Source organism: Bradyrhizobium sp., assembly GCF_035652035.1.
Lineage (GTDB): Bacteria > Pseudomonadota > Alphaproteobacteria > Rhizobiales > Xanthobacteraceae > Bradyrhizobium.
Genome location: NZ_DASREO010000105.1, coordinates 15345 through 36069, shown reverse-complemented (window position 1 = coordinate 36069; position 20725 = coordinate 15345). Strand labels below are relative to the sequence as shown.

General features: G+C 62.8%; 20 protein-coding genes. 14 read left to right on the top strand and 6 right to left on the bottom strand.

Going from position 1 to position 20725, the window contains the following annotated elements; translation table 11 throughout:
* Positions 1–24 precede the first annotated feature (24 nt).
* Both secG and tpiA read right to left on the bottom strand, forming a co-directional pair.
* Positions 25–405: a preprotein translocase subunit SecG gene (gene secG / locus VFB05_RS30040; protein WP_325019405.1), complete on the bottom strand. Its 381-nt coding sequence runs from the start codon at positions 403–405 to the stop codon at positions 25–27.
* Between the two features lie 122 nt (positions 406–527).
* Entirely contained in the window at positions 528–1286 is a 759-nt protein-coding gene (gene tpiA, locus VFB05_RS30035) for a triose-phosphate isomerase (RefSeq protein ID WP_325019523.1), read from the bottom strand.
* A gap of 241 nt (positions 1287–1527) precedes the next feature.
* On the opposite strand from tpiA, the gene VFB05_RS30030 reads away from it, so the two are divergent.
* From VFB05_RS30030 to VFB05_RS30010, 5 genes are all read left to right on the top strand, one after another.
* The gene (locus VFB05_RS30030; protein WP_325019403.1) at positions 1528–3435 is read left to right on the top strand and encodes a SurA N-terminal domain-containing protein; all 1908 of its coding nucleotides are present in this window, start codon (positions 1528–1530) and stop codon (positions 3433–3435) included.
* A gap of 44 nt (positions 3436–3479) precedes the next feature.
* Entirely contained in the window at positions 3480–4493 is a 1014-nt protein-coding gene (gene trpD, locus VFB05_RS30025) for an anthranilate phosphoribosyltransferase (protein ID WP_325019401.1), read from the top strand.
* 13 nt (positions 4494–4506) lie between these two features.
* Positions 4507–5328, top strand: a complete 822-nt coding sequence (gene trpC / locus VFB05_RS30020) for an indole-3-glycerol phosphate synthase TrpC (protein ID WP_325019399.1) — start codon at positions 4507–4509, stop codon at positions 5326–5328.
* 2 nt (positions 5329–5330) lie between these two features.
* On the top strand, positions 5331–5849 hold the full coding sequence (gene moaC, locus VFB05_RS30015) for a cyclic pyranopterin monophosphate synthase MoaC (RefSeq protein WP_325019397.1): 519 nt from the start codon (positions 5331–5333) through the stop codon (positions 5847–5849).
* A 220-nt stretch (positions 5850–6069) separates the two neighbouring features.
* Positions 6070–8739, top strand: a complete 2670-nt coding sequence (locus VFB05_RS30010) for a bifunctional diguanylate cyclase/phosphodiesterase (RefSeq protein ID WP_325019394.1) — start codon at positions 6070–6072, stop codon at positions 8737–8739.
* Between the two features lie 8 nt (positions 8740–8747).
* Here VFB05_RS30010 and VFB05_RS30005 read toward each other — a convergent pair whose 3' ends face one another.
* From VFB05_RS30005 to VFB05_RS29995, 3 genes are all read right to left on the bottom strand, one after another.
* Positions 8748–10088 (bottom strand): S41 family peptidase, encoded by a 1341-nt coding sequence (locus VFB05_RS30005; protein ID WP_325019392.1) that lies wholly within the window; start codon positions 10086–10088, stop codon positions 8748–8750.
* Positions 10089–10372: 284 nt separating this feature from the next.
* Positions 10373–10960 (bottom strand): cupin domain-containing protein, encoded by a 588-nt coding sequence (locus VFB05_RS30000; protein ID WP_325019389.1) that lies wholly within the window; start codon positions 10958–10960, stop codon positions 10373–10375.
* Between the two features lie 86 nt (positions 10961–11046).
* The gene (locus tag VFB05_RS29995) at positions 11047–11601 is read right to left on the bottom strand and encodes a YbhB/YbcL family Raf kinase inhibitor-like protein (protein WP_325019521.1); all 555 of its coding nucleotides are present in this window, start codon (positions 11599–11601) and stop codon (positions 11047–11049) included.
* 213 nt (positions 11602–11814) lie between these two features.
* On the opposite strand from VFB05_RS29995, the gene VFB05_RS29990 reads away from it, so the two are divergent.
* The 7 genes from VFB05_RS29990 (at position 11815) to VFB05_RS29960 (ending at position 17663) form a co-directional block, all read left to right on the top strand.
* Positions 11815–12213 carry a putative quinol monooxygenase gene (locus VFB05_RS29990; RefSeq protein WP_325019387.1) on the top strand — a complete coding sequence of 133 codons (399 nt, stop codon included), beginning with the start codon at positions 11815–11817 and terminating at the stop codon, positions 12211–12213.
* Positions 12214–12357: 144 nt separating this feature from the next.
* The gene (locus VFB05_RS29985; protein WP_325019385.1) at positions 12358–13488 is read left to right on the top strand and encodes an alpha-hydroxy acid oxidase; all 1131 of its coding nucleotides are present in this window, start codon (positions 12358–12360) and stop codon (positions 13486–13488) included.
* 93 nt (positions 13489–13581) lie between these two features.
* Positions 13582–14211: an HAD-IA family hydrolase gene (locus VFB05_RS29980; RefSeq protein ID WP_325019383.1), complete on the top strand. Its 630-nt coding sequence runs from the start codon at positions 13582–13584 to the stop codon at positions 14209–14211.
* Between the two features lie 54 nt (positions 14212–14265).
* Positions 14266–15480 carry a gephyrin-like molybdotransferase Glp gene (gene glp / locus VFB05_RS29975; RefSeq protein WP_325019381.1) on the top strand — a complete coding sequence of 405 codons (1215 nt, stop codon included), beginning with the start codon at positions 14266–14268 and terminating at the stop codon, positions 15478–15480.
* Between the two features lie 198 nt (positions 15481–15678).
* Positions 15679–16386, top strand: a complete 708-nt coding sequence (lexA, locus tag VFB05_RS29970; RefSeq protein ID WP_325019379.1) for a transcriptional repressor LexA — start codon at positions 15679–15681, stop codon at positions 16384–16386.
* Between the two features lie 297 nt (positions 16387–16683).
* Positions 16684–17112, top strand: a complete 429-nt coding sequence (locus tag VFB05_RS29965; RefSeq protein ID WP_325019377.1) for a hypothetical protein — start codon at positions 16684–16686, stop codon at positions 17110–17112.
* Between the two features lie 233 nt (positions 17113–17345).
* Complete coding sequence (locus tag VFB05_RS29960; RefSeq protein ID WP_325019375.1) at positions 17346–17663, top strand: hypothetical protein; 318 nt, start codon at positions 17346–17348, stop codon at positions 17661–17663.
* On the opposite strand, the gene VFB05_RS29955 is transcribed toward VFB05_RS29960, so the two are convergent.
* Complete coding sequence (locus VFB05_RS29955) at positions 17648–19927, bottom strand: ComEC/Rec2 family competence protein (protein ID WP_325019373.1); 2280 nt, start codon at positions 19925–19927, stop codon at positions 17648–17650. The genes VFB05_RS29960 and VFB05_RS29955 overlap by 16 nt on opposite strands.
* Positions 19928–20064: 137 nt before the next feature.
* On the opposite strand from VFB05_RS29955, the gene VFB05_RS29950 reads away from it, so the two are divergent.
* Both VFB05_RS29950 and VFB05_RS29945 read left to right on the top strand, forming a co-directional pair.
* Positions 20065–20385 (top strand): hypothetical protein, encoded by a 321-nt coding sequence (locus tag VFB05_RS29950; protein WP_325019372.1) that lies wholly within the window; start codon positions 20065–20067, stop codon positions 20383–20385.
* 149 nt (positions 20386–20534) lie between these two features.
* Positions 20535–20723 carry a hypothetical protein gene (locus tag VFB05_RS29945; protein WP_325019370.1) on the top strand — a complete coding sequence of 63 codons (189 nt, stop codon included), beginning with the start codon at positions 20535–20537 and terminating at the stop codon, positions 20721–20723.
* Positions 20724–20725: the final 2 nt, after the last annotated feature.

The window sequence follows — 20725 nt, the reverse complement described above, 5'->3', positions numbered from 1 at the left end:
GCCATGCCGCATGGCCCGCCTGCTTTATTGCGAACGAGGCGCTTGCGGTCCCGAGGGTGCCGGCGCGTTTTGCTGTTGTTCGTCCGATTTCTTCAACGAGTCCAGCAGGCCTCCGCTTGACGGCGCGGCTGGCGCACCGGTCGCCGGCTGCGACTGCGTCGGCGGAAGGATCGAGCTCGGCTTGCGGTCGTAGCTGGCGAGCCACGACAAGAACAGGCTGGTCAGGAAGAAGCCCACTGCGAGCACGGCCGTCGTGCGCGTCAGAAGATTGGCCGTCCCTCGGCTCGACATGAAGCCGGCGCCTCCGCCCATGCCGAGACCTCCGCCTTCCGATTTCTGCAGCAGCACGGTCGCGATCAACGTCGCGACGATCATCAGGTGGATTACGATAATGACAGTCTGCATTTCGGCCTTTCGTCGCAAACCAAAGCTGTTCGACAACGCTTTCGGCTTACGGAGATGGATTTGGGCGGCGTGTTACACGATTGCACGGGTCATTGTCACCCCCGGCACGGCCTTAGCCAGAGTTAGGGACAGCCGGCTGCAATCGCAAGGAAATCGCTGGCCTTCAGGCTCGCCCCGCCGACCAGGGCGCCGTTGACGTTTGCCACCCCCATGAGTTCCCGCGCATTCGACGGTTTGACCGAGCCACCGTAGAGAATGCGCATCCCGGCGCCCTCTTTATTAAACCGCGCGCTGAGCGTCTCCCGGATAAACTGATGAATTTGCTCAACATCTTTACCCGTGGGGGTCAGACCCGTGCCGATCGCCCAGATCGGCTCGTAAGCCACCACCAGATTGCTGGCGCGCGCCCCGTCCGGCAGCGAACCCGTCAGCTGGCCCCGGCAAATGTCGAGCGTTTGCCCCGCATCGCGCTGGCCCTGTGTCTCGCCGATGCAGACGATGGCGGTTAACCCCGCGCGCCAGGCCGCTTCCGCCTTCTGGCGCACCAGCGCATCGCTCTCGCCGTGATCGGCGCGCCGTTCCGAGTGACCGACGATCACCGCGCTGGCGCCGGCATCGGCCAGCATTTCGGCCGAAATATCGCCGGTATGGGCGCCGGAAGCCTTGGGATGACAATCCTGGCCGCCGATCGCCACGCTCTTCGCGCCTCCCAGTTTGGCGGCGAATGCGGCAATCAGCGTCGCCGGGGGACAAACCAGCAGATCGGCCTTCGCGGCCACCGCCGGGGCGCCTGCGAGCATGGCCTCAAATTCGGTCATCGAAGAACGCTGGCCGTTCATTTTCCAATTGCCGGCGATCAGGGGCCGAATGGTCGGGTTCATGTCCAAAAAGTTCCTTCAAGGGCGCCAAAGCCCATCGCTACCAGAGCACGTCAACCTCGGCCAGATCGTCCGATGCGGGGTCGATTGGCCCGTTAACTCTTTTCAATGAGGTGACGCGCTGGTTGCGAGCAGGCAGCCGCCACTTTATGATGCGTTATCAATCCGGTGACGCCCTTTTTCGGCATTCGAAACGAATTCCGAGGGCAGCCGCCGGTTCCCTCCTGCCAACAAGTTGGACCCAATGCTTCGAGGAATGCGCAAAGCCTCATCAAACTGGCTCGGCAAAATTGTCATGGCCGTTGTGATGGGCGTCCTGATCATCAGTTTCGGCATCTGGGGTATCGCCGATATTTTCAGGGGCTTTGGACAATCGACATTGGCCAAGGTTGGACGCACCGAGATATCGACCGAACAGTTCCGTCAGATCTACACCGACCGCCTGCAGCAGATCGGCCGCCAGTACCGCCGCCCGCTGAGTTCGGACCAAGCCCGCGCGCTGGGTATCGACCGGCAGGTGCTTCAGCAAACCATTGCAGAGACCACGCTTGACGAAGAAGCGCGGCGGCTCGGGCTCGGTCAATCGAACGAAGAGACCCTGAAGTCGATCATGGACGATCCTGCTTTCAAGGGCGTCAACGGATCGTTCGATCCGCAACGCTTCCAGGGCCTGATACGGCAAATGGGCTACAGTGAGCAGCGCTTTCTCGCTGAGCAGCGGCGCATCATGCTGCGGCGTCAGATTGCGGGCTCGGTCGCGGCGGGCTTCGAGCCTTCGAACGTGGAGCTGGAAGCGCTGGCGCGTTTCCAGAACGAGCAGCGCTCGATCGAATACGTGAAGCTTGGAGCGGCCCAGGCCGGAACCATTGACCCGCCATCGCCGGAGGCGCTCGCTGCCTATTTCGAGGATCGCAAGACGCTGTTCCGCGCACCCGAATATCGCAAGATTTCCTTCGTCGCCGTGACGCCCGATGAAATCGGCAAATGGGAAAACGTCTCCGACGAAGACGCCAAGAAGGTCTTCGAGCAGCGCAAAGACAAGCTCAACACGCCCGAGAAGCGCGAGGTCCAGCAAATCACCTTCCCGAACGCGGAGGACGCAACCGCCGCCCGCAACCGCATTGCATCGGGTACGTCGTTTGAAGATATCGCCAAGGAGCGCGGGCTTGGCCCGTCCGATATCGACCTCGGCTTCATCGCGAAATCCGCGATCGGCGATCCCGCGATTGCGGACGCAGCTTTCTCGTTGCAATCCGGCGAGGTCAGCCAGCCCGCGCAAGGCAAGTTCGGCTTTGCGCTGGTCAAGGTCGGCAAGATCGAGCCGGGGGCCGAGGCGACCTATGAAGGCCACGCCTCGCAGATCAAGCAGGATATTGCGAGCGAGCGGGCGCGCGCCAAGATCGGCGAGTTGCGCGACAAGATGGAAGACGAGCGCGGCGGCGGGGCAAGCGTGGTCGAAGCCGCGCAGAAGCTTGGCCTGAAAGCCGTGACCGTCGATGCCGTCGATCGCTCGGGCCGCACGCCCGACGGTCAGCCGGCGAAGGACATTCCGCGCGGGCTCGATGTCGTCTCGCAGGCCTTTGGCAGCGACGTGGGCGTCGATAACGACGCGATTTCCTTTAACGGCGGTTATGTCTGGTACGACGTTCTTGGCATCACCCCGTCGCATGAGCGCAGTCTCGACGAGGTCAAGGATCAGGTCGAGGCCAAGTGGCGCGCCGACCAGGTCTCCAGCCGCTTGCGCGACAAGGCGACCGAGATGGTCAAAAAGCTCGACCAGGGCGGCAAGCTCGCCGATGAAGCGGCACAGGCGGGACTAAGCGTCGAAACGGCCAAGGACTTCAAGCGCGACGCAACCCTGCCGGGCCTTAACGCCGGCGTGGTCGCGGCTGTATTCCGAACGCCCAAGGATTCCGCCGGACAGACGCCCGACCCCACCGCAAACGGCTGGGTCGTTTTCCGCGTCACCGAAGTCACGGCGCCGGCAGCCGATCTTGCGTCCGCAGAAATGAAAAAGCTGAAGGAAGCCGTTCAGCGCACGCAGGTCGACGAGTTGCTCGCCCAATACATCACCAAGCTGGAATCGGAGATCGGCACCAGCGTCAACGAAGGCGCCTTCGCGCAAGCGACCGGAGCTAGCAGCAACAACTGATCCTTGAGCGCCGAAGGCCGTTTCCGTTTTTCTGAAAGCATCTGATGGACGATCTCAAATCTATCATCGCCAAGGTCGCTACCGGAGCCACGCTGTCGCGCGACGAGGCAGCTTCCGCCTTCGACCGGATGATGTCCGGTGAGGCGACGCCGTCGCAATTGGGCGGGCTGTTGATGGCGCTTCGCGTTCGCGGCGAAACCATCGACGAAATCACCGGCGCTGTTTCTGCAATGCGCGCCAAGATGCTGAAAGTCGAGGCGCCGGCGGATGCGATCGACGTCGTCGGTACCGGCGGCGATGGTTCGGGCTCGGTGAATGTCTCGACCTGCGCGGCCTTCATCGTTGCAGGCGCCGGCGTGCCTGTCGCCAAGCACGGCAATCGCGCGCTGTCCTCGCGTTCAGGCGCAGCCGATGTCCTGGCGGCGCTCGGCGTCAAGATCGATCTCACGCCGCAGCAGGTCAGCCGTTGCGTGACCAAGGCGGGCATCGGCTTCATGTTTGCGCCCGCCCATCACCCGGCGATGAAGAACGTCAACCCGACCCGAGTCGAGCTCGCCACCCGCACGATCTTCAATCTCCTGGGTCCGCTGTCCAACCCTGCCGGCGTCACGCGGCAGATGGTCGGCGTGTTCTCGCGGCAATGGGTGCAACCTCTCGCGCAGGTTTTGAAAAACCTTGGATCGGAATCGGTCTGGGTGGTGCATGGGTCGGATGGTCTCGACGAGATCACCCTCACCGGCCCCACCTTTGTTGCGGCGCTTGAAAAAGGCGCGATCCGTTCTTTCGAGGTCTCGCCGGAAGATGTCGGCCTCAAGCGAGTCGCGGGCGAAGCGCTGAAGGGAGGCGACGCCGAAGCCAACGCTTCTGCGATGCGCAAGGTGCTGGCCGGCCAGCCGAGCGCTTATCGCGATGTCGCGCTTCTCAATGCCGCAGCGGCGCTGGTCGTGGCCAGCCGCGCCAAAGACTTGAAAGAAGGCCTGGCGCTTGGCACCCGATCGCTCGACGAGGGCGCGGCAGCCGAGCGGCTGAAACAGCTCATTGCGGTCTCCAACAGCTAGGCGTGCGCTTCCCATGTCCGACATCCTGAAGCGGATCGAGAGCTACAAGCGCGAAGAGATCGCCGCCGCCAAACGCGCTTATCCGCTCGCCGATCTCGAAGCACGCGCCAAGGCAGCGCCTGCGCCGCGCGGCTTTGTCGCCGCCATTCGCAGCAAGCTCGCGCGCGGCGAATATGCCCTTATCGCCGAGGTCAAGAAGGCCTCGCCGTCCAAGGGACTGATCCGGGCTGATTTCGATCCGCCCAAGCTTGCGCAAGCCTATGAAGCCGGCGGTGCTGCCTGCCTTTCCGTCTTGACCGATACGCCCTCCTTCCAGGGCCATCTCGATTTTCTGGTCGCAGCGCGCGCCGCCACCAAACTGCCGGCGCTGCGCAAGGATTTCATGTACGATACCTATCAGGTAGCAGAAGCCCGCGCCCATGGCGCCGACTGCATCCTGATCATCATGGCGGCGCTGGAAGACAGTGCGGCGCAGGACATCGAAGCGGCCGCCATTACCCATGGCATGGATGTCCTCATCGAAGTCCATGACGGAAGCGAACTCGAGCGCGCGCTCAAACTGAAGTCGCCGATGATCGGGATCAACAACCGCAACCTGCGCACCTTTGAGACGAAGCTCGAGACCAGCGAGGCGCTGGCGCCGCTGATCCCGAGGGATCGGCTGCTGGTCGGCGAAAGCGGCATCTTCGTGCCGGCCGACCTGGCGCGACTGGCGCGCGTCGGCATCTCGACGTTCCTCGTCGGCGAAAGCCTGATGCGGCAGGCGGACGTTGCCGCGGCGACGCGGGCGCTCATCACGCGCGGCGATACGGTCAGCGCAACGAAGGCCGGCTGACGATGACGCGCCTGCCATCGAAAGCCAAGTCGGACAAGGCCAAACCTGCCCTCACCCATATCGACGCCAAGGGCGAGGCGCGAATGGTCGACGTGTCCGCCAAGGCAGCGACCGAGCGGACCGCAGTTGCCGAAGGTCTCGTCGTCATGAGCAAGGCGACGCTGGAGCTGATCGTGTCCGGAAATGCCAGCAAGGGCGATGTGCTCGCCACCGCACGGATCGCCGGCATCATGGCCGCCAAGCGCACCTCGGAACTCATTCCGTTGTGCCATCCGCTGGCGCTGTCGAAAGTGACGCTTGATATCTCAACCGATGCGAAGCTTCCCGGGTGCAGGGTCCGCGCCACCGTCAAGGTGACCGGGCCGACCGGGGTCGAGATGGAGGCATTGACCGCCGTCTCTGTCGCTTGCCTCACGATCTACGACATGATCAAGGCGGTCGAGCGCGGCGTGCGCATCGAGGGCATTCGTCTGGTGGAAAAGTCAGGCGGTAAGTCCGGACACTACCGCGCCGGAAACTGAATCCGCTACTTCAGCGACGAGTTGATCGCGGCGAATTTCGTATTGCGCCTCGCATATCCGGCATTTACCGCCCGGGCCTGCCTGGCCTTTGGTCGGCGCCGCGGGCGCGATTCACCGCTGGTTAACCCCGATTGCTAACCTCACTTCCACACCGCTGCTGTAACGAGTTCGTGCCGGCCTTGGGGGAATTGGCCGGCATTGGAATGTGACGGCAATCGCAATGACCGCAGACAGTACCGGCTCCTTCGACCTGAAGGCCTTTCTTTCAAGCGGCCCGATCCGCTCGCTCATCTGTGGCGGAGCGTTCCTGATCGCGGCGATCGCGGTCGGCACCACTTTCATGGTCGGCAATTTTCGCGAGCGGGCCCTGAAGAGCAATCAGCGCGAACTCGAAAACACGGTGCAGCTAATTGCCCGCCATTTCGATCAGGAGCTCGAGGACTTCACGATCGTCCTGAAGGATATCGCCACGCGGCTTCACGCCACCGGCATCAGTTCCGAATTGTTGAGAGGAAATCTCTCCACCTTGGAATGGCACGAGGAACTCAGAACCAGAGTCGGCGCCTATTCCGACGCGGCCGGCATCACCGTGTTCGATGCTGATGGTAATCTGGTCAACTCTTCCGAGGTCTGGCCGGTCCCGGACGTCAGGATTTCTGACCGTACCTATTTCAAAACGCTCCAATCCGGCAATGAGCAGACGCCAATCCAGGTCGAACTCGTTCGAGGCCGCGTCTTCTCCGGCGGGTGGACCACCATCCTCGCTCAAAGGCTGACCGGACCGAACGGCGAGTTCGCTGGAATCATCACGCGCTCGGTCGCGCCCGCTACGCTCGAGAAATACCTGGCCTCCGTGGTCCTTCGTGACGGCGCGGCGATTTCGGTGTACCGGCGCGACGGAATCCTGCTGGCGCGCTACCCGCATATTGAGCGCATGATCGGATCCCATGTGCGGGATAGCCAAATCTTCCGCCACATCTCCTCCTCATCGGGTCGTGGTTCGGTGCGTCTGACGAGCCCGATCGACGGTCAGGAACGTTTGGCGTCAGCCAATACATTGGAGCGCTTCCCGATCGCGATCGTTGCAAGCGTGACAGTCGATGCCGCGCTGGCCGATTGGCGCGAGCAAACCCGCTTTCTGGTCGTGATCGCGATCCTGTCCGCGATCACCATCGCACTGCTGTTGTCTTTCTTCGTTCGCAAGCTGCTGGAGCAACACAGGATCGAAAAGCAGCGCCTCGACACCGCGATCAACAACATGTCGCAAGGCCTGTTGCTGTATGACGCCTCGGAGCGGCTGGTCGTCTGCAACCAGCGCTATATTGCGATGTACGGATTGTCGGCCGACGTGGTGAAGCCCGGCCTCAGCTTCCGCGATCTTCTCCTGTACCGGACGGAAATCGGATCGTTCAAGGGCGACGTCGAGGCGTTTATCACCAACGTCCGCCGCAACGTCGCGATCGGAAAGACGACCCGCAATACGATCGAGACCGGCGATGGCCGCCTGATCCAGATCGTCAATCAGCCCCTGAAAAACGGCTGGCTCGCCACCCATGACGACATTACGGAGCGCATGCGCGCCGAGGAGCAGATCCGGCATCTGGCTCACTATGACGCGCTGACCGACTTGCCCAATCGCGCCCTGTTCCACGAGCGGCTGCGGCAGGAGCTTGCGCAGGCGAGCCCCGAGCGCCAACTGGCTGTGCTCTATATCGACATCGACGAGTTCAAGAGCGTCAACGATAGCCTGGGCCACATGACCGGCGACGAGCTGTTGAAGTCGGTGGCGCAGCGGCTCGGCGCCTGCATCGAAAGTTCCGATTTCGTGGCGCGGCTCGGCGGCGACGAATTTGCCATCGTTAAGACCGCCCTGAAGGACCCCGCCGATGCAGCCGATCTTGCCACGCGCGCGCTGCAGACCATCCGCGCTCCTTACGAATGTCTTGGCCATCAGGTAACGTCCGATGCCAGCATCGGTGTCGCGATCGCCCCACGGCACGGGACGGATCTCGATCAGATCCTCAAGAACGCAGACATGGCGATGTATGCGGCCAAATCGGCCGGCCGGCGCACCTGGCGTTTCTTCGAGCCTTCGATGGACGCCCATGTCCGGGCGCGACGGCAGCTCGAAATCGATTTGCGCAAGGCAATCGCCGACGACGCGCTCGAGGTTTATTACCAGCCCTGCCTCAACCTTCAGACCAACAAGATTACCGGCTGCGAGGCGCTGGTGCGTTGGCGTCATCCCGAGCGCGGCATGGTTTCGCCCGCTGAGTTCATTCCGATCGCGGAAGAAACCGGCCTCATCAACGAGATCGGCGAATGGGTGCTGGCGAAGGCCTGCGCGGAAGCCGCCAGCTGGCCTGACGCCATCAACGTGGCGGTCAACGTTTCGCCGGTTCAATTCAGAAGCGGCACACTGGCCTTGAAGATTGTCACCGCACTCGCAGATTCTGGCCTGCCGGCCGATCGGCTTGAACTCGAAATCACCGAGGCCGTCCTGATCCGGGATGACGATGCGGCGCTTGAGGTTCTGCACCAGCTTCGCGCCGTCGGCGTGCGGATTGCGCTCGATGATTTCGGCACCGGCTATTCGTCGCTGAGCTATTTGCAGCGCTTCCCGTTCGACAAGATCAAGATCGACCGCTGCTTCGTCAACGACCTCACGGAGGCGAACGGCTCGTCCATCGTGCAGGCGGTGGTGAGCCTCGCCGCAGCCAGGCAGATGACGACGACGGCCGAGGGCGTCGAGACGGAGGTTCAGCAGGAGTTGCTGCGCGGATTAGGCTGCACCGAGATGCAGGGCTACCTCTTCAGTGCACCGAAGCCGGCTGAAGAGGTGAGACGAATCCTGCTCGCTCACCGCTCGCGGCCGGCCGCGGTCGCCTGAGATCACTCCTAGTTCGGCACCGTCGGCTTCGAGGCAGTCGCTGCCGGCCCGCCGGCGTTGACTTGGACGCCGCGCAACAGGTTGTAGGCGGCAGCCAATGCCTTGTCGTCCTTCTCATTCGGCGGAACGTAGGACTGCGAGCCGGTCTGCTCGGCCCCTTCCGCGGAGAGATGTCCGCGCATCGAGGCTTCGCCCTTCATTTCGACGCGCCCCTTCATGTCATCGGGCACGTCCTGCAAGATCTCGATGTCGGGCAGGATGCCTTGCGCCTGGATCGAGCGTCCCGACGGCGTGTAATAGCGGGCCGTCGTCAGCGCCAGCGCACCATGATCTCCGCCAAGCGGGATGATGGTCTGCACCGAGCCCTTGCCGAATGAGCGGGTGCCGATCAGGGTCGCCCGCTTGTGGTCATGCAGTGCGCCAGCGACAATCTCGGAGGCCGAAGCCGAACCACCATTGATCAACACGACGAGCGGCTTGCCCTTGGTGAGATCGCCGCCGCGCGCCGAAAAGCGCTGGGTTTCCTCAGGGCGGCGCCCCCGCGTCGAAACCACCTCGCCACGCGCCATCAGCGCGCTTGAAACGGAGACCGCCTGATCGAGCAATCCGCCGGGGTTGTTGCGCAAGTCGAGCACATAACCGGCCAGGGTCTGCGACGGGATTTGCTTCTGGATATCGGCGATCGCCTTTTTCAGTTCGTCGCCGGTCTGCTCGCTGAACGAAGATATCCGGATGTAACCGATATCACCGCCATTGGTGCGGAAGCTCACCGGCCTGACGTGAATGATCTCACGGGTCAGCGTCACATAGATCGGGTTATCATTGCCCTTGCGCAGGATCGTGAGCTTGGTCTTGGTATCGACCGGGCCCTTCATCTTGTTGACGGCCTGCTCCAGCGTGAGCCCCTGCACGTTCTCGTCGTCGATCTGGGAAACAAAATCGCCGGACATGATTCCGGCTTTCGATGCGGGCGTGTCGTCCATCGGCGTGACGACCTTGACGAGGCCATCCTCCATGGTGACTTCGATACCGAGGCCGCCGAACTCGCCTTTCGTCGTGTCCTGCATCTCATGCCAGGAGGCATCGTTCATGTATCGCGAATGCGGATCGAGCGAGGTGATCATGCCGTTGATCGCGCCCTCGATCATCTGGGAATCATCCGGCTTTTCGACGTAGTCGCTCCTGACCCGTTCAAAGACTTCGCCGAACAGATTGAGCTGCGAATAAACGTCGTTCTCCACCTTCGCCTTGGCGACAGCCACCATTTGCTGGCCGATCGGCCCGCCAATCACCAGAGTGAGGCAAATGCCCGTGACCGTGCCGAGGAGAAACAGGGAGTTCTTTCGCATTTGGCGAGCCTTCTGGGTTGGCGCCGCCGGTCCTTATCGACTGGCTGGCGACCTTCATGGGGTTTTTCCGTTCAAACCGGTCGTATGCGGCACTTGTCGGGTATCATTGAGGCCGCTTTGAGAGCGTCAACAAATTGGCCCGAAAAGCCGACCGGGGCCGAATACCGCCTCTGCGGCATATATGGCCACAACGGAGCGGGACTATAGGGGTTTCGCGGACCGTAAAGAACCGGAAATCCCTTACCTGTCCAATTTGTAATCGCTCGCAACTTATTCGGACCGCCTTATGGCTGCCTGGAGTCCATCAGCACAAACAGGATCCGGCAAGTCTCGGTTCCGTGATTAACCCATGCATGGTTGGTGGCCTGCTGGACCACCGTATCGCCCGGCTTGAGGTGGACGACGCTGTTATCCAGCATCATGTCGATCTCCCCGGACAGGACGACGGCGTAGTCGACGCTGCGCGTCCGATGCATCAGCGGGTGGGTGACGGGCACTCCCCTCGCCGGCGCGACCGGGCCGACCGCTTTCATCAGAAAACCCGGTTCCATTTTGGCTTCGGTGGCGGCATCGAGCGGCGGAAACTCGACCACGCGGAATTTTGTGCCGTTATCGAGCGGTGAGATGCCGACCGGGATGGCCGACGTATCGTCCTTGAACGAGAAGCCGAGCGGATAGGAATTGGTGACCCACAGATTGGTCGCCTGCAGACCCATGGGACCGGACTGCAGCGGCATCCGGGTGTCGAACATCACGACCGACTTGTTGTCGGCATCGAGTCCGACGACGACGCGGCGGATATCGGAAGCCGATGCGGCCGAGCCGATCAGGAAAGCGGCGGCGGCAAGTATCTGGATTGAACGAAGCATCATTGAATTCCCTCCCGGCGGTAAAGCTGATCTTTGTCAGCATTGCCGGGAGAGATTGTCAGCGACAGCCCAAGCCGGTCAATCGCGCACTAGCGGCCGTAAGTGGCCGTCAAGCTTGCTTTGGCCAGCGTATGGAAATGCAGGTCGAAGCCGACCAGCGCTGCGGAGGCATTGTGGTCCTTGGCGTCGGGCAGCTTGTCGACATCGACCGCGAAAACCGTGATCTGATAATGATGCGGCTTGTCACCTGTCGGAGGACACGGACCGCCATAGCCGTCGCTGCCGAAATCCGTCCGGCTCTGAATGGCTCCCTTTGGCATTCCCTTCGATTTCACGTCGCCGGCTCCCTTCGGCAGAGACATGACGTTGGCCGGAATATTGAACACGACCCAATGCCACCAGCCGCTGCCGGTCGGGGCATCCGGATCGTAAATGCTCAACGCAAAGCTCTTGGTGCCGCTCGGTGCGCCGCTCCAGCTCAGGCTCGGCGAGACGTTATTGCCGGTGCAACCAAATCCCTTGAAGACCTGCTCATTGGCGATCGTGCCGCCATCTTTGACCTCGGCGCTGGTAAGATTCATGCTTTGAGCGTTCGCCGCCGTCACGCCGCACGCGGACAGGACCAGGGCCGCAATGGCCATCATCTTTGTCATGACTGTTTCCTCTCTTGCACGCCAAACGCGAACCAGCCTTAGCAATTTGCGAAGCGGCAGGGAAGAATGGAGGGGCCGCGGCGGGCTTACCGGCTCCCGTGCAATAGGTTATGGATAGGCTTGGCGCGCGGCCAATGCATCCAGAACCGCACCCATGCGCCGGCAACCGGAAATAATCCGGGGCAACATCGGGGAGGATTTCTCATGTTCAAGTCAATTTCTGCGGCCGCCGCTACGCTTGCGATCTCGGTGGCCTGTCTCGTCTTGCTGCCCGCCGGCCAGCGCGTGGAAGCGCAATCGGCCGGCATGTTCGTCAATGCGGTCGATCTTGATATCGTGCCCGCCGAGCGCGACGCCTTCCTGGCGGCGATCAAGGAGAACGGCGCAGCATCGGTCAAGGAGCCCGGCTGCAAGCGGTTCGACATCATCAACCTCAACAGCGACCCGAACCACGTCTTCCTGTATGAGGTCTACGACAACGAAGCCGCGCTGAAGGCCCATCGCGAGACCGATCATTTCAAGAAATACGCCGCCACCACGGCCAAGATGGTCGCCAAGCGCGAAGCCCGGCAAATGACGGTGATTGCGTCCAACGCGAAGTAATCACGGCGATTTGGGTATGCCCGGCCTGGCCTGCTCACGCCGGCCGGGCATTCCTGATCCGCGCCAAAGGGTTTTGCGCGGCGACTGCCTGCCCCTTAAGAAAGGCGTCCGCGGCAAGCGTGTCGGACATACAAGGAGAAGAAAATGAACGAAGTCACCCGTATCCCGACAAGTACTGAACTCGGCGCCAGCGCCGAGCCGTTCCAGAATCTGCATGAGTTCGTGAACAAGGCGCGCGACAATCTCAATCAGAACGCCTGGGACTACATCATCGGCGCCGCCGAGACAGAAACCACGATGCGCCGCAACCGCATGGCGCTCGATGAAATCGCCTTTCGACCACGGGTGTTGCGCAACGTCGCGCGTATCGATGCCACCACCGAGGTGTTCGGCCGCAAATTGCGCCTGCCCGTCATGATGGCGCCGGTCGGCGCGCTCGAAATATTCGATCCCGCCGGCTCGGGCGCCAGCGTCAGCCGCGGTGTGGGACGATTTGGCGCGGCCCATATGCTGAGCTCCGTGACGGAGCCAGGACTGGAGAAGGTCGCCGAGGCGGCGCCGGATGCGCTCCGCATCTATCAACTTTACGTCCGCGGCGATGACGCCTTTGTCGAAGACCGCGTGAGCCGCGCGATCGCCTGCGGCTATACGGCGTTTTGCCTGACGGTCGATACCGCGCATTACAGCCGCCGCGAGCGCGACATCGCCAAGCGTTATGTCCGCGAAAGCCGCTTGCGCGCCACCGGCGGCGACTTCCAGAAAGGTCTCGACTGGCGCACCGTCAAGCTCATCAAGGACAAATTCAAGATCCCGCTGATCATCAAGGGCATTGCCACCGCGGAGGATGCGACGGTCGCGCTCGATCACGGCGTGGAATGGATCTACGTCTCCAATCATGGTGGACGCCAGCTCGATCACGGCCGCGGCTCCATGCATGTGCTGCCTGAAATTGTCGCCGCGGTGAAAGGCCGCGCGAAAATCATGGTCGACGGCTCGTTCTGCCGCGGCAGCGATATCGTCAAGGCGATCATCCTGGGCGCCGATCTCGTCGGGATCGGGCGCTTGCAGTGCTGGGCGCTCGCGGCTGCCGGCGAAAGTGGCATCGTGCGCATGCTGGAACTGCTCGAAGACGAAGTGGTGCGCTGCCTTGGCCTGCTCGGTGTCACCAAATTCTCCGAGCTCGACAAATCCTACCTTCATCAGGCCGTGCCGACCAACCTGCCGAGCGTCCTCAGCGCCTTCCCGCTCCTGGACATCGCACCTTATCGATATTGACTTTTCAGCGTTGAAAAGCATTTGAACGGACGCTGCGGCTAGTGGTCCACTAGCCCGGAGCAGCCTTCAGTCCAACTGGCTCGAAATGTTCAGATGAACCATCCACCTCTCGCGCCCGGCGATGCCGACGCCCTGCTGTTCGATCTCGGCCGCGTGGTGCTCAACATCGAATTCAGCCGGACGCTACAATGCTGGGCACGCCACGCTGCTTGCGAACCTGCGGAATTGGCACGGCGGTTCCTGCGGGATGACCTCTATGAGCGGCACGAAAAGGGCGAAATCAGCGATCAAGATTTCTTTGCCGGCCTGCGCCTGTCCCTCGGCGTCGAGATCTCCGACGCTCAATTCATGGAGGGCTGGAACGCGATCTTTGTCGGCGAAATGCCCGGTATCAATCAGCTCCTTGCCCGTGCGGCGCAACACCTGCCGCTCTACGCCTTCTCCAATACCAATGCCCCGCACGTGGCCCATTTCTCCGGTCAATTTGCCGATGTGCTCAAGCATTTCCGCAAAATCTTCGTGTCCTCCGCCATCGGGCTTCGAAAGCCGGACGCGGAAGCCTATGATCACGTCGTGCAAGCGATCGGGGTGCAGGCGGACCGCATTGTGTTCTTCGACGATCTCACTGAGAACATCGAGGGCGCTCGCCAACGCGGCCTGAAGGCGGTCCTTGTCACCTCGCCAGACGATGTGGCAAGGGCGTTTGAGGCGCTCGGGATCTAGGAAAGTGACGTTGGAAGTGCCCGCTATCGGAGTTTTGCCTTTCGGAGTGTTGTCTTGGCATTGATGCCGGTCGCCGACGCCCTCGCCGCCGTTCTTTCGGGGGCCGAGGCGCTGCCCGAGGAATTGGTCGCACTCGATTCCGCGCACAAGCGGATCCTGGCGCGCGACCTCGCGGCGCTACGCACCCAGCCGCCGCAAGCCATGTCGGCCATGGACGGCTATGCCGTGCGCGCTGCGGACGCCAACCAGGCCGGAGCGAAGCTCAAGGTGATCGGCGAGATCGCCGCTGGCCGGCCATTCGACCGCGTCATCGGGACGGGGCAAGCCGCGCGCATCTTTACCGGCGGCGTGGTTCCGGACGGAGCCGACGCCGTGATCATTCAGGAAGACACTGTGGTCGACGGCGACGGCATCACGGTCACCGAAGCCGCCGTCGTGGGACGCCATATCCGCCGCGCCGGGGTCGACTTCCGCGAGGGCGACCTCTTGCTGAAGGCCGGCAACGCACTCTCCGACCGCGATCTCTCGCTGGCCGCCTCCATGAACTATCCCCGCCTGCCGGTTCACCGGCGGCCGAAGGTCGCCTTGCTTGCCACCGGCGATGAACTGGTGATGCCCGGCGAGACGCCCGGGCCGGGCCAGATCGTCTATTCCAACGGCTATGGGCTGCGCGCGCTCGCCCGCGCCGAAGGCGCTGACGTCGTCGATCTCGGAATCGCAGCCGATACCCTGGACGCCACCACGGCCGGCATCCGCCGCGCCCGCGATCTAGGGGCCGACATCCTGATCACAACCGGCGGCGCTTCCGTCGGCGACCATGACCTGGTCAAGCGCGCCCTCGATGCCGAAGGCGTGACGATCGCCTTCTGGCAGATCGCGATGCGGCCGGGAAAGCCGCTGATGCACGGGCGGCTCGGCGGCTTGCGGGTGATCGGCCTGCCCGGCAATCCCGTGTCGTCCTATGTGTGCGCGTACCTGTTTCTCGTGCCGTTGATTCGCAAACTTTGCGGCCGACTCATCATCCATCACGCGACCGAACAGGCATTGCTCGGGCGCGATGTGGCTGCCAATGACCGGCGCGAGGACTATTTGCGCGCACGGCTTTCGATGCGCGACGACGGCGCGCTGATCGCAACGCCGGTCGATCATCAGGACAGTTCGTTGCTTGGGAATCTCGCTGCGGCACAGGCACTTCTCATCCGTCCGCCATTTGCGCCCGCAGCCCAATCGGGCTCTGTCTGCCGCGTCCTCAGGATGCCCGCCGAGTAAGTTCCCGCACTCAGCGCAAGCGCACTTGTCGTTGACGAAAAATTAAGTGGTTGCGGAACACATATGGAACAGATAGTGTTCGTTCATGATTTGTTTCTGAACTTTGTCGATCCTGGTCGGAGTCGGGCGCTCTGACGGGAGTCTCAAGGGTCAGAGGCCTTTCCAACGCGAACGACGGCAACCTGGGGACTGGTCGAGATGCTGACACGCAAACAATACGAACTCCTGCGGTTCATCAGCGAACGGCTGAAGGAGTCGGGCGTGCCGCCCTCCTTCGACGAAATGAAGGACGCGCTGGATCTGCGGTCCAAGTCTGGCATCCATCGCCTCATCACCGCGCTCGAGGAGCGCGGCTTCATTCGCCGCCTTCCCAATCGCGCCCGTGCCATTGAAGTGATCAAGCTGCCTGAACTGGCGACCGCTGGCGGCAGCAGCCGGCGCGGCTTTACGCCGAGCGTGATCGAAGGGACGCTTGGCAAGGTTCGCGGCGGCGGTAGCGTCGGTTCGGCGGATGACGGCGAGCGTCCCGTCGCCGTGCCGGTGATGGGCCGCATCGCGGCCGGCACGCCGATCGAGGCGCTACAGACCCGCAGCCACACCATCAGCGTTCCGCCGGACATGCTGGGATCGGGCGAGCACTACGCGCTCGAGGTGCGTGGCGACTCCATGGTGGAAGCCGGAATCCTCGACGGCGACATGGCGCTGATCCAGCGCAACGAGACAGCCGAGACCGGCGATATTGTCGTCGCCTTGATCGACGATGAGGAAGCCACGCTCAAGCGCTTCCGCCGCCGTGGTGCGTCGATCGCGCTGGAGCCGGCGAATACCTCCTACGAAGTCCGCATCCTGCCGCCGAACCGGGTCAAGATTCAGGGCAAACTGATCGGCCTGTACCGGAAATACTAGCGTCCTGGCCCTCAGACATTCGTAGGTGTGGTGACGGATTCGTTTGCGAATTCATCGCACTGGACCGCACGCACGCCCGTCCCTCGCCTCACGCATCGGCTTGTTTTTTAGGAACAAAAAAGTTCCGCAAGGCGTTTGCCTTTTGCAAAACAAATTTGTGATCCGGTCGCCTGAGGCAAGCCGCAGAATTGCCGCCAAGCGGCGAGAGATTCACACACTGATGTTCACCTAGATGGAGGCCTGCGCCTCTTTTCGACGGAGACGCACGGCCGGCTATCTCGACTGAGGAGCCACCCGATGTGTGACTATAGTCTGCACGCTGTTGCGACCCGCCCCGCCAAAGCGGGCGAAACACTGATCACCACGACTTTCCGCGGGACGTCCACCAAGGGCTTTGCGTCCGAGAGCGAGCCGGATGTCGCGGTCTGCCTGTTGCCGGGTACCGAACTCGCCTTCGCCGACAACGTCAAATACGACAGCCGGTGGTTCTGGACGCGGCGGTCGGCTTTTCGGGTCGGCAAGCTCGGCGAGATCGACCGCCACCTGCCCGACCGGCACCACGACACGATCGAATTCCCGGACGGCAGCCATGTGCTGGTAACTCTGCTTCGCGAAGGCCAGCAGGCAACCGTGTTGCAACTGCCCGCCGTGCAACAGCGTGAGCGCACGACGCCGCGTCCTGTCGTCGCCAACGCGCCCGTAACGAGGCCCATTACCACCGGTTGACGAGCGGGTCAGCAGCTTGGTCACAGCTCGGCTTGGTGCGTCACGCGTCATCGATCCCTGGAACGACCCGCGTTCCAGGGAATTGAAAAGGTTGCAATTGGCGCTGACGACATTCGCGTTGCAGCTCGATGCCTTCGAGCTGCGGACGCAAAAAGTGTTGCGCTCGATCGGCCAGTCCGGGAGTGAAGGATCCGCCGCGAACCTTGCGCCACCATTTGGGGAGGGAGGCAAAATTGCCCGTCAATAAGGTCACATGGCAACAGGTTGGACACGTCACCGAGCCTGGCCGCTACATGTTTCGCTTCGGGTGGCTGACGGTTGCCGCCGACGATCTCGCGATCTGGACGCAATTTCCTGATGCGTCCTTCACCCTCGTTCAGACCTCGGCGCCGCCTTTGGCGGTGGAGACTGACGAGGCGATCGCAGAGACCGACGAATTCCACCTCGGTGCTTTCGAGCTGCACGTCGCCGTCTCGCCCAGCATGATCGGCGCGCATCCAGCGGATGAGATGCCCATGGAAACTCAGTCCGAAGCTCAATCCTCAGCCTGAAGATCGGACTCTGCCGGCGTCGCATCGGCCGGTCGCGCTGGGGTGGTGGCGCCTGCGCTTGGAGCGGTCTCGGCTTCGACCTCACCGGAGAAAGGCGCCCACGGCCGGCTCACGCCTCGCGGCCGGACGGCATCGATGCTGAATCCGCGCGGCGTCCAGCGCAGCGCCATGGCGCCCTGCGCCCGCAGCCGCTTCAAGTCGATCACGGTGGCACCGCACCCCTGCGGAACGGGTGTTGCCGTCACGATCAGCGTCGCCCGCGCGCAGTCATCCGCCAGTCCGTCAGGCCTGATCGACCGCGCGACAAAGCGGCCGTCGGCCATCGGCGCTACGCACCCTTCGGCGTCGCAGGAGACCCCGTCAGAAAGCGACGCTGCGCTCGGGTCCCGGTCGTCGGCATCGGCAGCGAGCCACTCCTTGACGAGAAAAGCGTCCTTGCCGGTCTTCATCAGATGCAGCCGGCCATCGCGTCCGCGCACACCAACGTTATGGCCATCGCCGGAGATCAAGATGTCAGGCTGCGGAAGCGCCACCGCCCAAATCACGGAGATCGTCAGCAGGACCGCCCCGGACCATCGCAACGGCGTGCGCAAAAGTCCCAGCAGCACAATTCCCAGGCTGGACACGATCAATGGACCGACGCCGAAGGCCGTGATCCGGCCGATGGCGCCAGGAAGCGCCGCGACCCACTCGGTCACGGCGATCATCCAATCGATGCCAATACCCATCAGCCACCAGAAGAAGCCGTCGAAGCCGAAGGGCATGGCGAGAAGTCCCAGCATGCCCGCGGGCATCACGACAGCGGAGACGACCGGCATGGCGGCCAGATTGGCCAGCACGCCATACGGCGTCACCCGGTGAAAATGAAAAGCGGCATACGGCGTGGTGGCAAGGCCTGCGACGAGTGAAGCCAGCGTGAGAGTCATGAGCTCGCGCCCTCCCCACAGCGCGACTTTCGCGGCCGCGGAATTCTCCGGCGTTGCAAACAGGCGCGGCATGCCGATCTGGACCAGCGCGACCAGACCGAGCGTCGCCGCAAATGACATCTGGAAACTCGGGTGAACCAGCGCTTCCGGCGCAAGCACGAGCACGACAATGGCCGCCAGCGCCAGCGTGCGGAAGGTGATGGCCCGGCGATCGACCATCACGGCGATCAGCACCACGGCCGTCATGTAGAACGATCTTTGGGTCGCGACTTCCGCCCCGGACAGCAAGAGATAAAATGCGGCGGCGAACAGCGCCGCGGCCGCCGCCCATTTCTTGATCGGATAGGTCACCGTCAGTACCGGCACCAGCGCCAGCAGCGCGCGGATTGCAAAGAACACGACGCCGGCGACAACCGCCATGTGGTAGCCGGAAATTGAAAGGACGTGGCCGAGCCCCGAGATGAACATCGCGTCGTTGACGGGCGTTGTGATCGCATCGCGCCGGCCCGTCAGCAGCGCGGTCGCAATGGCGCGCTTGTCGCCATCGAGAGTGGTGCGGATCCGCGCGTCGATCGCATCGCGCAGATCCTGCATGAAGGCGGCGTAGCGCAGCGACAGGCCGCCAGCGACCGGCGGCTCGCTGGCCTTGATACTGCCGGTGACGAAGCCCGAGGCGCCGATACCCTGAAAAAACAGGTCGCGGCTGAAGTCGTAGCTGCCTGGCCTTAGCGGCGCGAGCGGCGGCTGCAAACGCGCCTTCATCTCGACGAAGCTGCCGACCTCGGGCAGCGCGCCCTTGCGCACCGACAGTCGCACACGATCGAGTTTTGTCGGCAGGCGCGGGCCGTCCATCTGCGTCACCCGCAGCACGAAGCGATCGGTCCGCTCGCGAACATCCCGCGCTTCGACAAAGCCCGACAGCGACACCGAATAGGCCGGCCTTGCCGGCACCTCATGCGCGACGTGCGCCGTTCTGAAAGTCGCCGTTGCAAAACCGGCCGCCACGCTGGCGACCATGACAGCGGCAGGGAAGACCTTGTTGCGCCGAAGCAGGAAGGCCGCGATGCCGAGCACTACGGCAGTGACGACGGTCACGGAGAGGACCGGCTGGTGATCGGCTGCAAAATAGAAAGCAATGCCGGTTCCGAAGGCGATCGGCACCCACGGCAGCAGCCGCCCGGCGCCGGCTTCCGCGCGCACCCACTCGCGCACCTTTTCGAAGATGCGCGGCCATTCGCCAGACGCCGCGGCAAGACCACCGGTTCTGGCCCCGCCGCGCGGCGGCCAGGTCTCCGCAATGCCTTGAACCCGGCCAGGCGTCCTGCCCCGCTCAGCCATCCAGCCACCCTACGCTACGTCAGCGGGCGGCATGCTACCTAGAGCGGTGGTCCGGCAACAAGCCGAACGGATGCGGAATTCGCAGGAAAGCCGCAATTGTTGTCGAGACCGCCGACCATGCGGAAGGAACGGGATTCGTGACAGGCGCGGAACTGAAACAACTTCGTCTGGATCTGGGGGAAGCGATCGGCCAGCCGCTGTCGGCCGCTGACATGGCGAAGCTTTGCGGGCTGGCGCCGAAGGAAGGCGCCGACACCATCCGCCGTTGGGAGGTCACCGGCCCAAGCGGCCCCGCCGACAAGCTTCTGACCATACTCGCCATGGCGAGCGATCGTCATCCGATCCTGGAGAACTTCAATATCTTCGATCGCTGGGATGTCGACGAGAAGGAACGTCCCGCGCTCAGAGCGGCGTTCCGCGAAAAGATGCGCGACGAAATCCGCGAGCGCCTCACCTGAAGCCTCCGTTTGCCGCGCCGCGAAGACGACAACGCAAGCTGGTTATCCACAACGCATCAAATGGCAGCCGTCGTTTGACTTACTATTTGATTGCGTCGCAGGCGGCGCAGCGTAACACTTCCGTTACACGAGTTGTTGCGGGGGTAGCGATGAGTGGAACGGACGCAGCGTATAACTACGATCGGTATCGCCAACTCCTGGCAGAGGCAGACGACGAACCAAAACGCCTCGCCTTCATCAATCTCCTGATCGAAGAAAAGGCCAGGGACCGTCTGGCCCGCCATATGGTCGGGGTCCGGTTGGCCGGACTGGACAAGTCGTCCCCGCAACGCAGGTAGCG

Excerpts from the sequence above, each read along its gene's own strand:
- secG (WP_325019405.1), bottom strand. The coding sequence starts at position 405 with ATGCAGACTGTCATTATCGTAATCCACCTGATGATCGTCGCGACGTTG.
- tpiA (WP_325019523.1), bottom strand. The coding sequence starts at position 1,286 with ATGAACCCGACCATTCGGCCCCTGATCGCCGGCAATTGGAAAATGAAC.
- VFB05_RS30030 (WP_325019403.1), top strand. The coding sequence starts at position 1,528 with ATGCTTCGAGGAATGCGCAAAGCCTCATCAAACTGGCTCGGCAAAATT.
- trpD (WP_325019401.1), top strand. The coding sequence starts at position 3,480 with ATGGACGATCTCAAATCTATCATCGCCAAGGTCGCTACCGGAGCCACG.
- trpC (WP_325019399.1), top strand. The coding sequence starts at position 4,507 with ATGTCCGACATCCTGAAGCGGATCGAGAGCTACAAGCGCGAAGAGATC.
- moaC (WP_325019397.1), top strand. The coding sequence starts at position 5,331 with ATGACGCGCCTGCCATCGAAAGCCAAGTCGGACAAGGCCAAACCTGCC.
- VFB05_RS30010 (WP_325019394.1), top strand. The coding sequence starts at position 6,070 with ATGACCGCAGACAGTACCGGCTCCTTCGACCTGAAGGCCTTTCTTTCA.
- VFB05_RS30005 (WP_325019392.1), bottom strand. The coding sequence starts at position 10,088 with ATGCGAAAGAACTCCCTGTTTCTCCTCGGCACGGTCACGGGCATTTGC.
- VFB05_RS30000 (WP_325019389.1), bottom strand. The coding sequence starts at position 10,960 with ATGATGCTTCGTTCAATCCAGATACTTGCCGCCGCCGCTTTCCTGATC.
- VFB05_RS29995 (WP_325019521.1), bottom strand. The coding sequence starts at position 11,601 with ATGATGGCCATTGCGGCCCTGGTCCTGTCCGCGTGCGGCGTGACGGCG.
- VFB05_RS29990 (WP_325019387.1), top strand. The coding sequence starts at position 11,815 with ATGTTCAAGTCAATTTCTGCGGCCGCCGCTACGCTTGCGATCTCGGTG.
- VFB05_RS29985 (WP_325019385.1), top strand. The coding sequence starts at position 12,358 with ATGAACGAAGTCACCCGTATCCCGACAAGTACTGAACTCGGCGCCAGC.
- VFB05_RS29980 (WP_325019383.1), top strand. The coding sequence starts at position 13,582 with ATGAACCATCCACCTCTCGCGCCCGGCGATGCCGACGCCCTGCTGTTC.
- lexA (WP_325019379.1), top strand. The coding sequence starts at position 15,679 with ATGCTGACACGCAAACAATACGAACTCCTGCGGTTCATCAGCGAACGG.
- VFB05_RS29965 (WP_325019377.1), top strand. The coding sequence starts at position 16,684 with ATGTGTGACTATAGTCTGCACGCTGTTGCGACCCGCCCCGCCAAAGCG.
- VFB05_RS29955 (WP_325019373.1), bottom strand. The coding sequence starts at position 19,927 with ATGGCTGAGCGGGGCAGGACGCCTGGCCGGGTTCAAGGCATTGCGGAG.
- VFB05_RS29945 (WP_325019370.1), top strand. The coding sequence starts at position 20,535 with ATGAGTGGAACGGACGCAGCGTATAACTACGATCGGTATCGCCAACTC.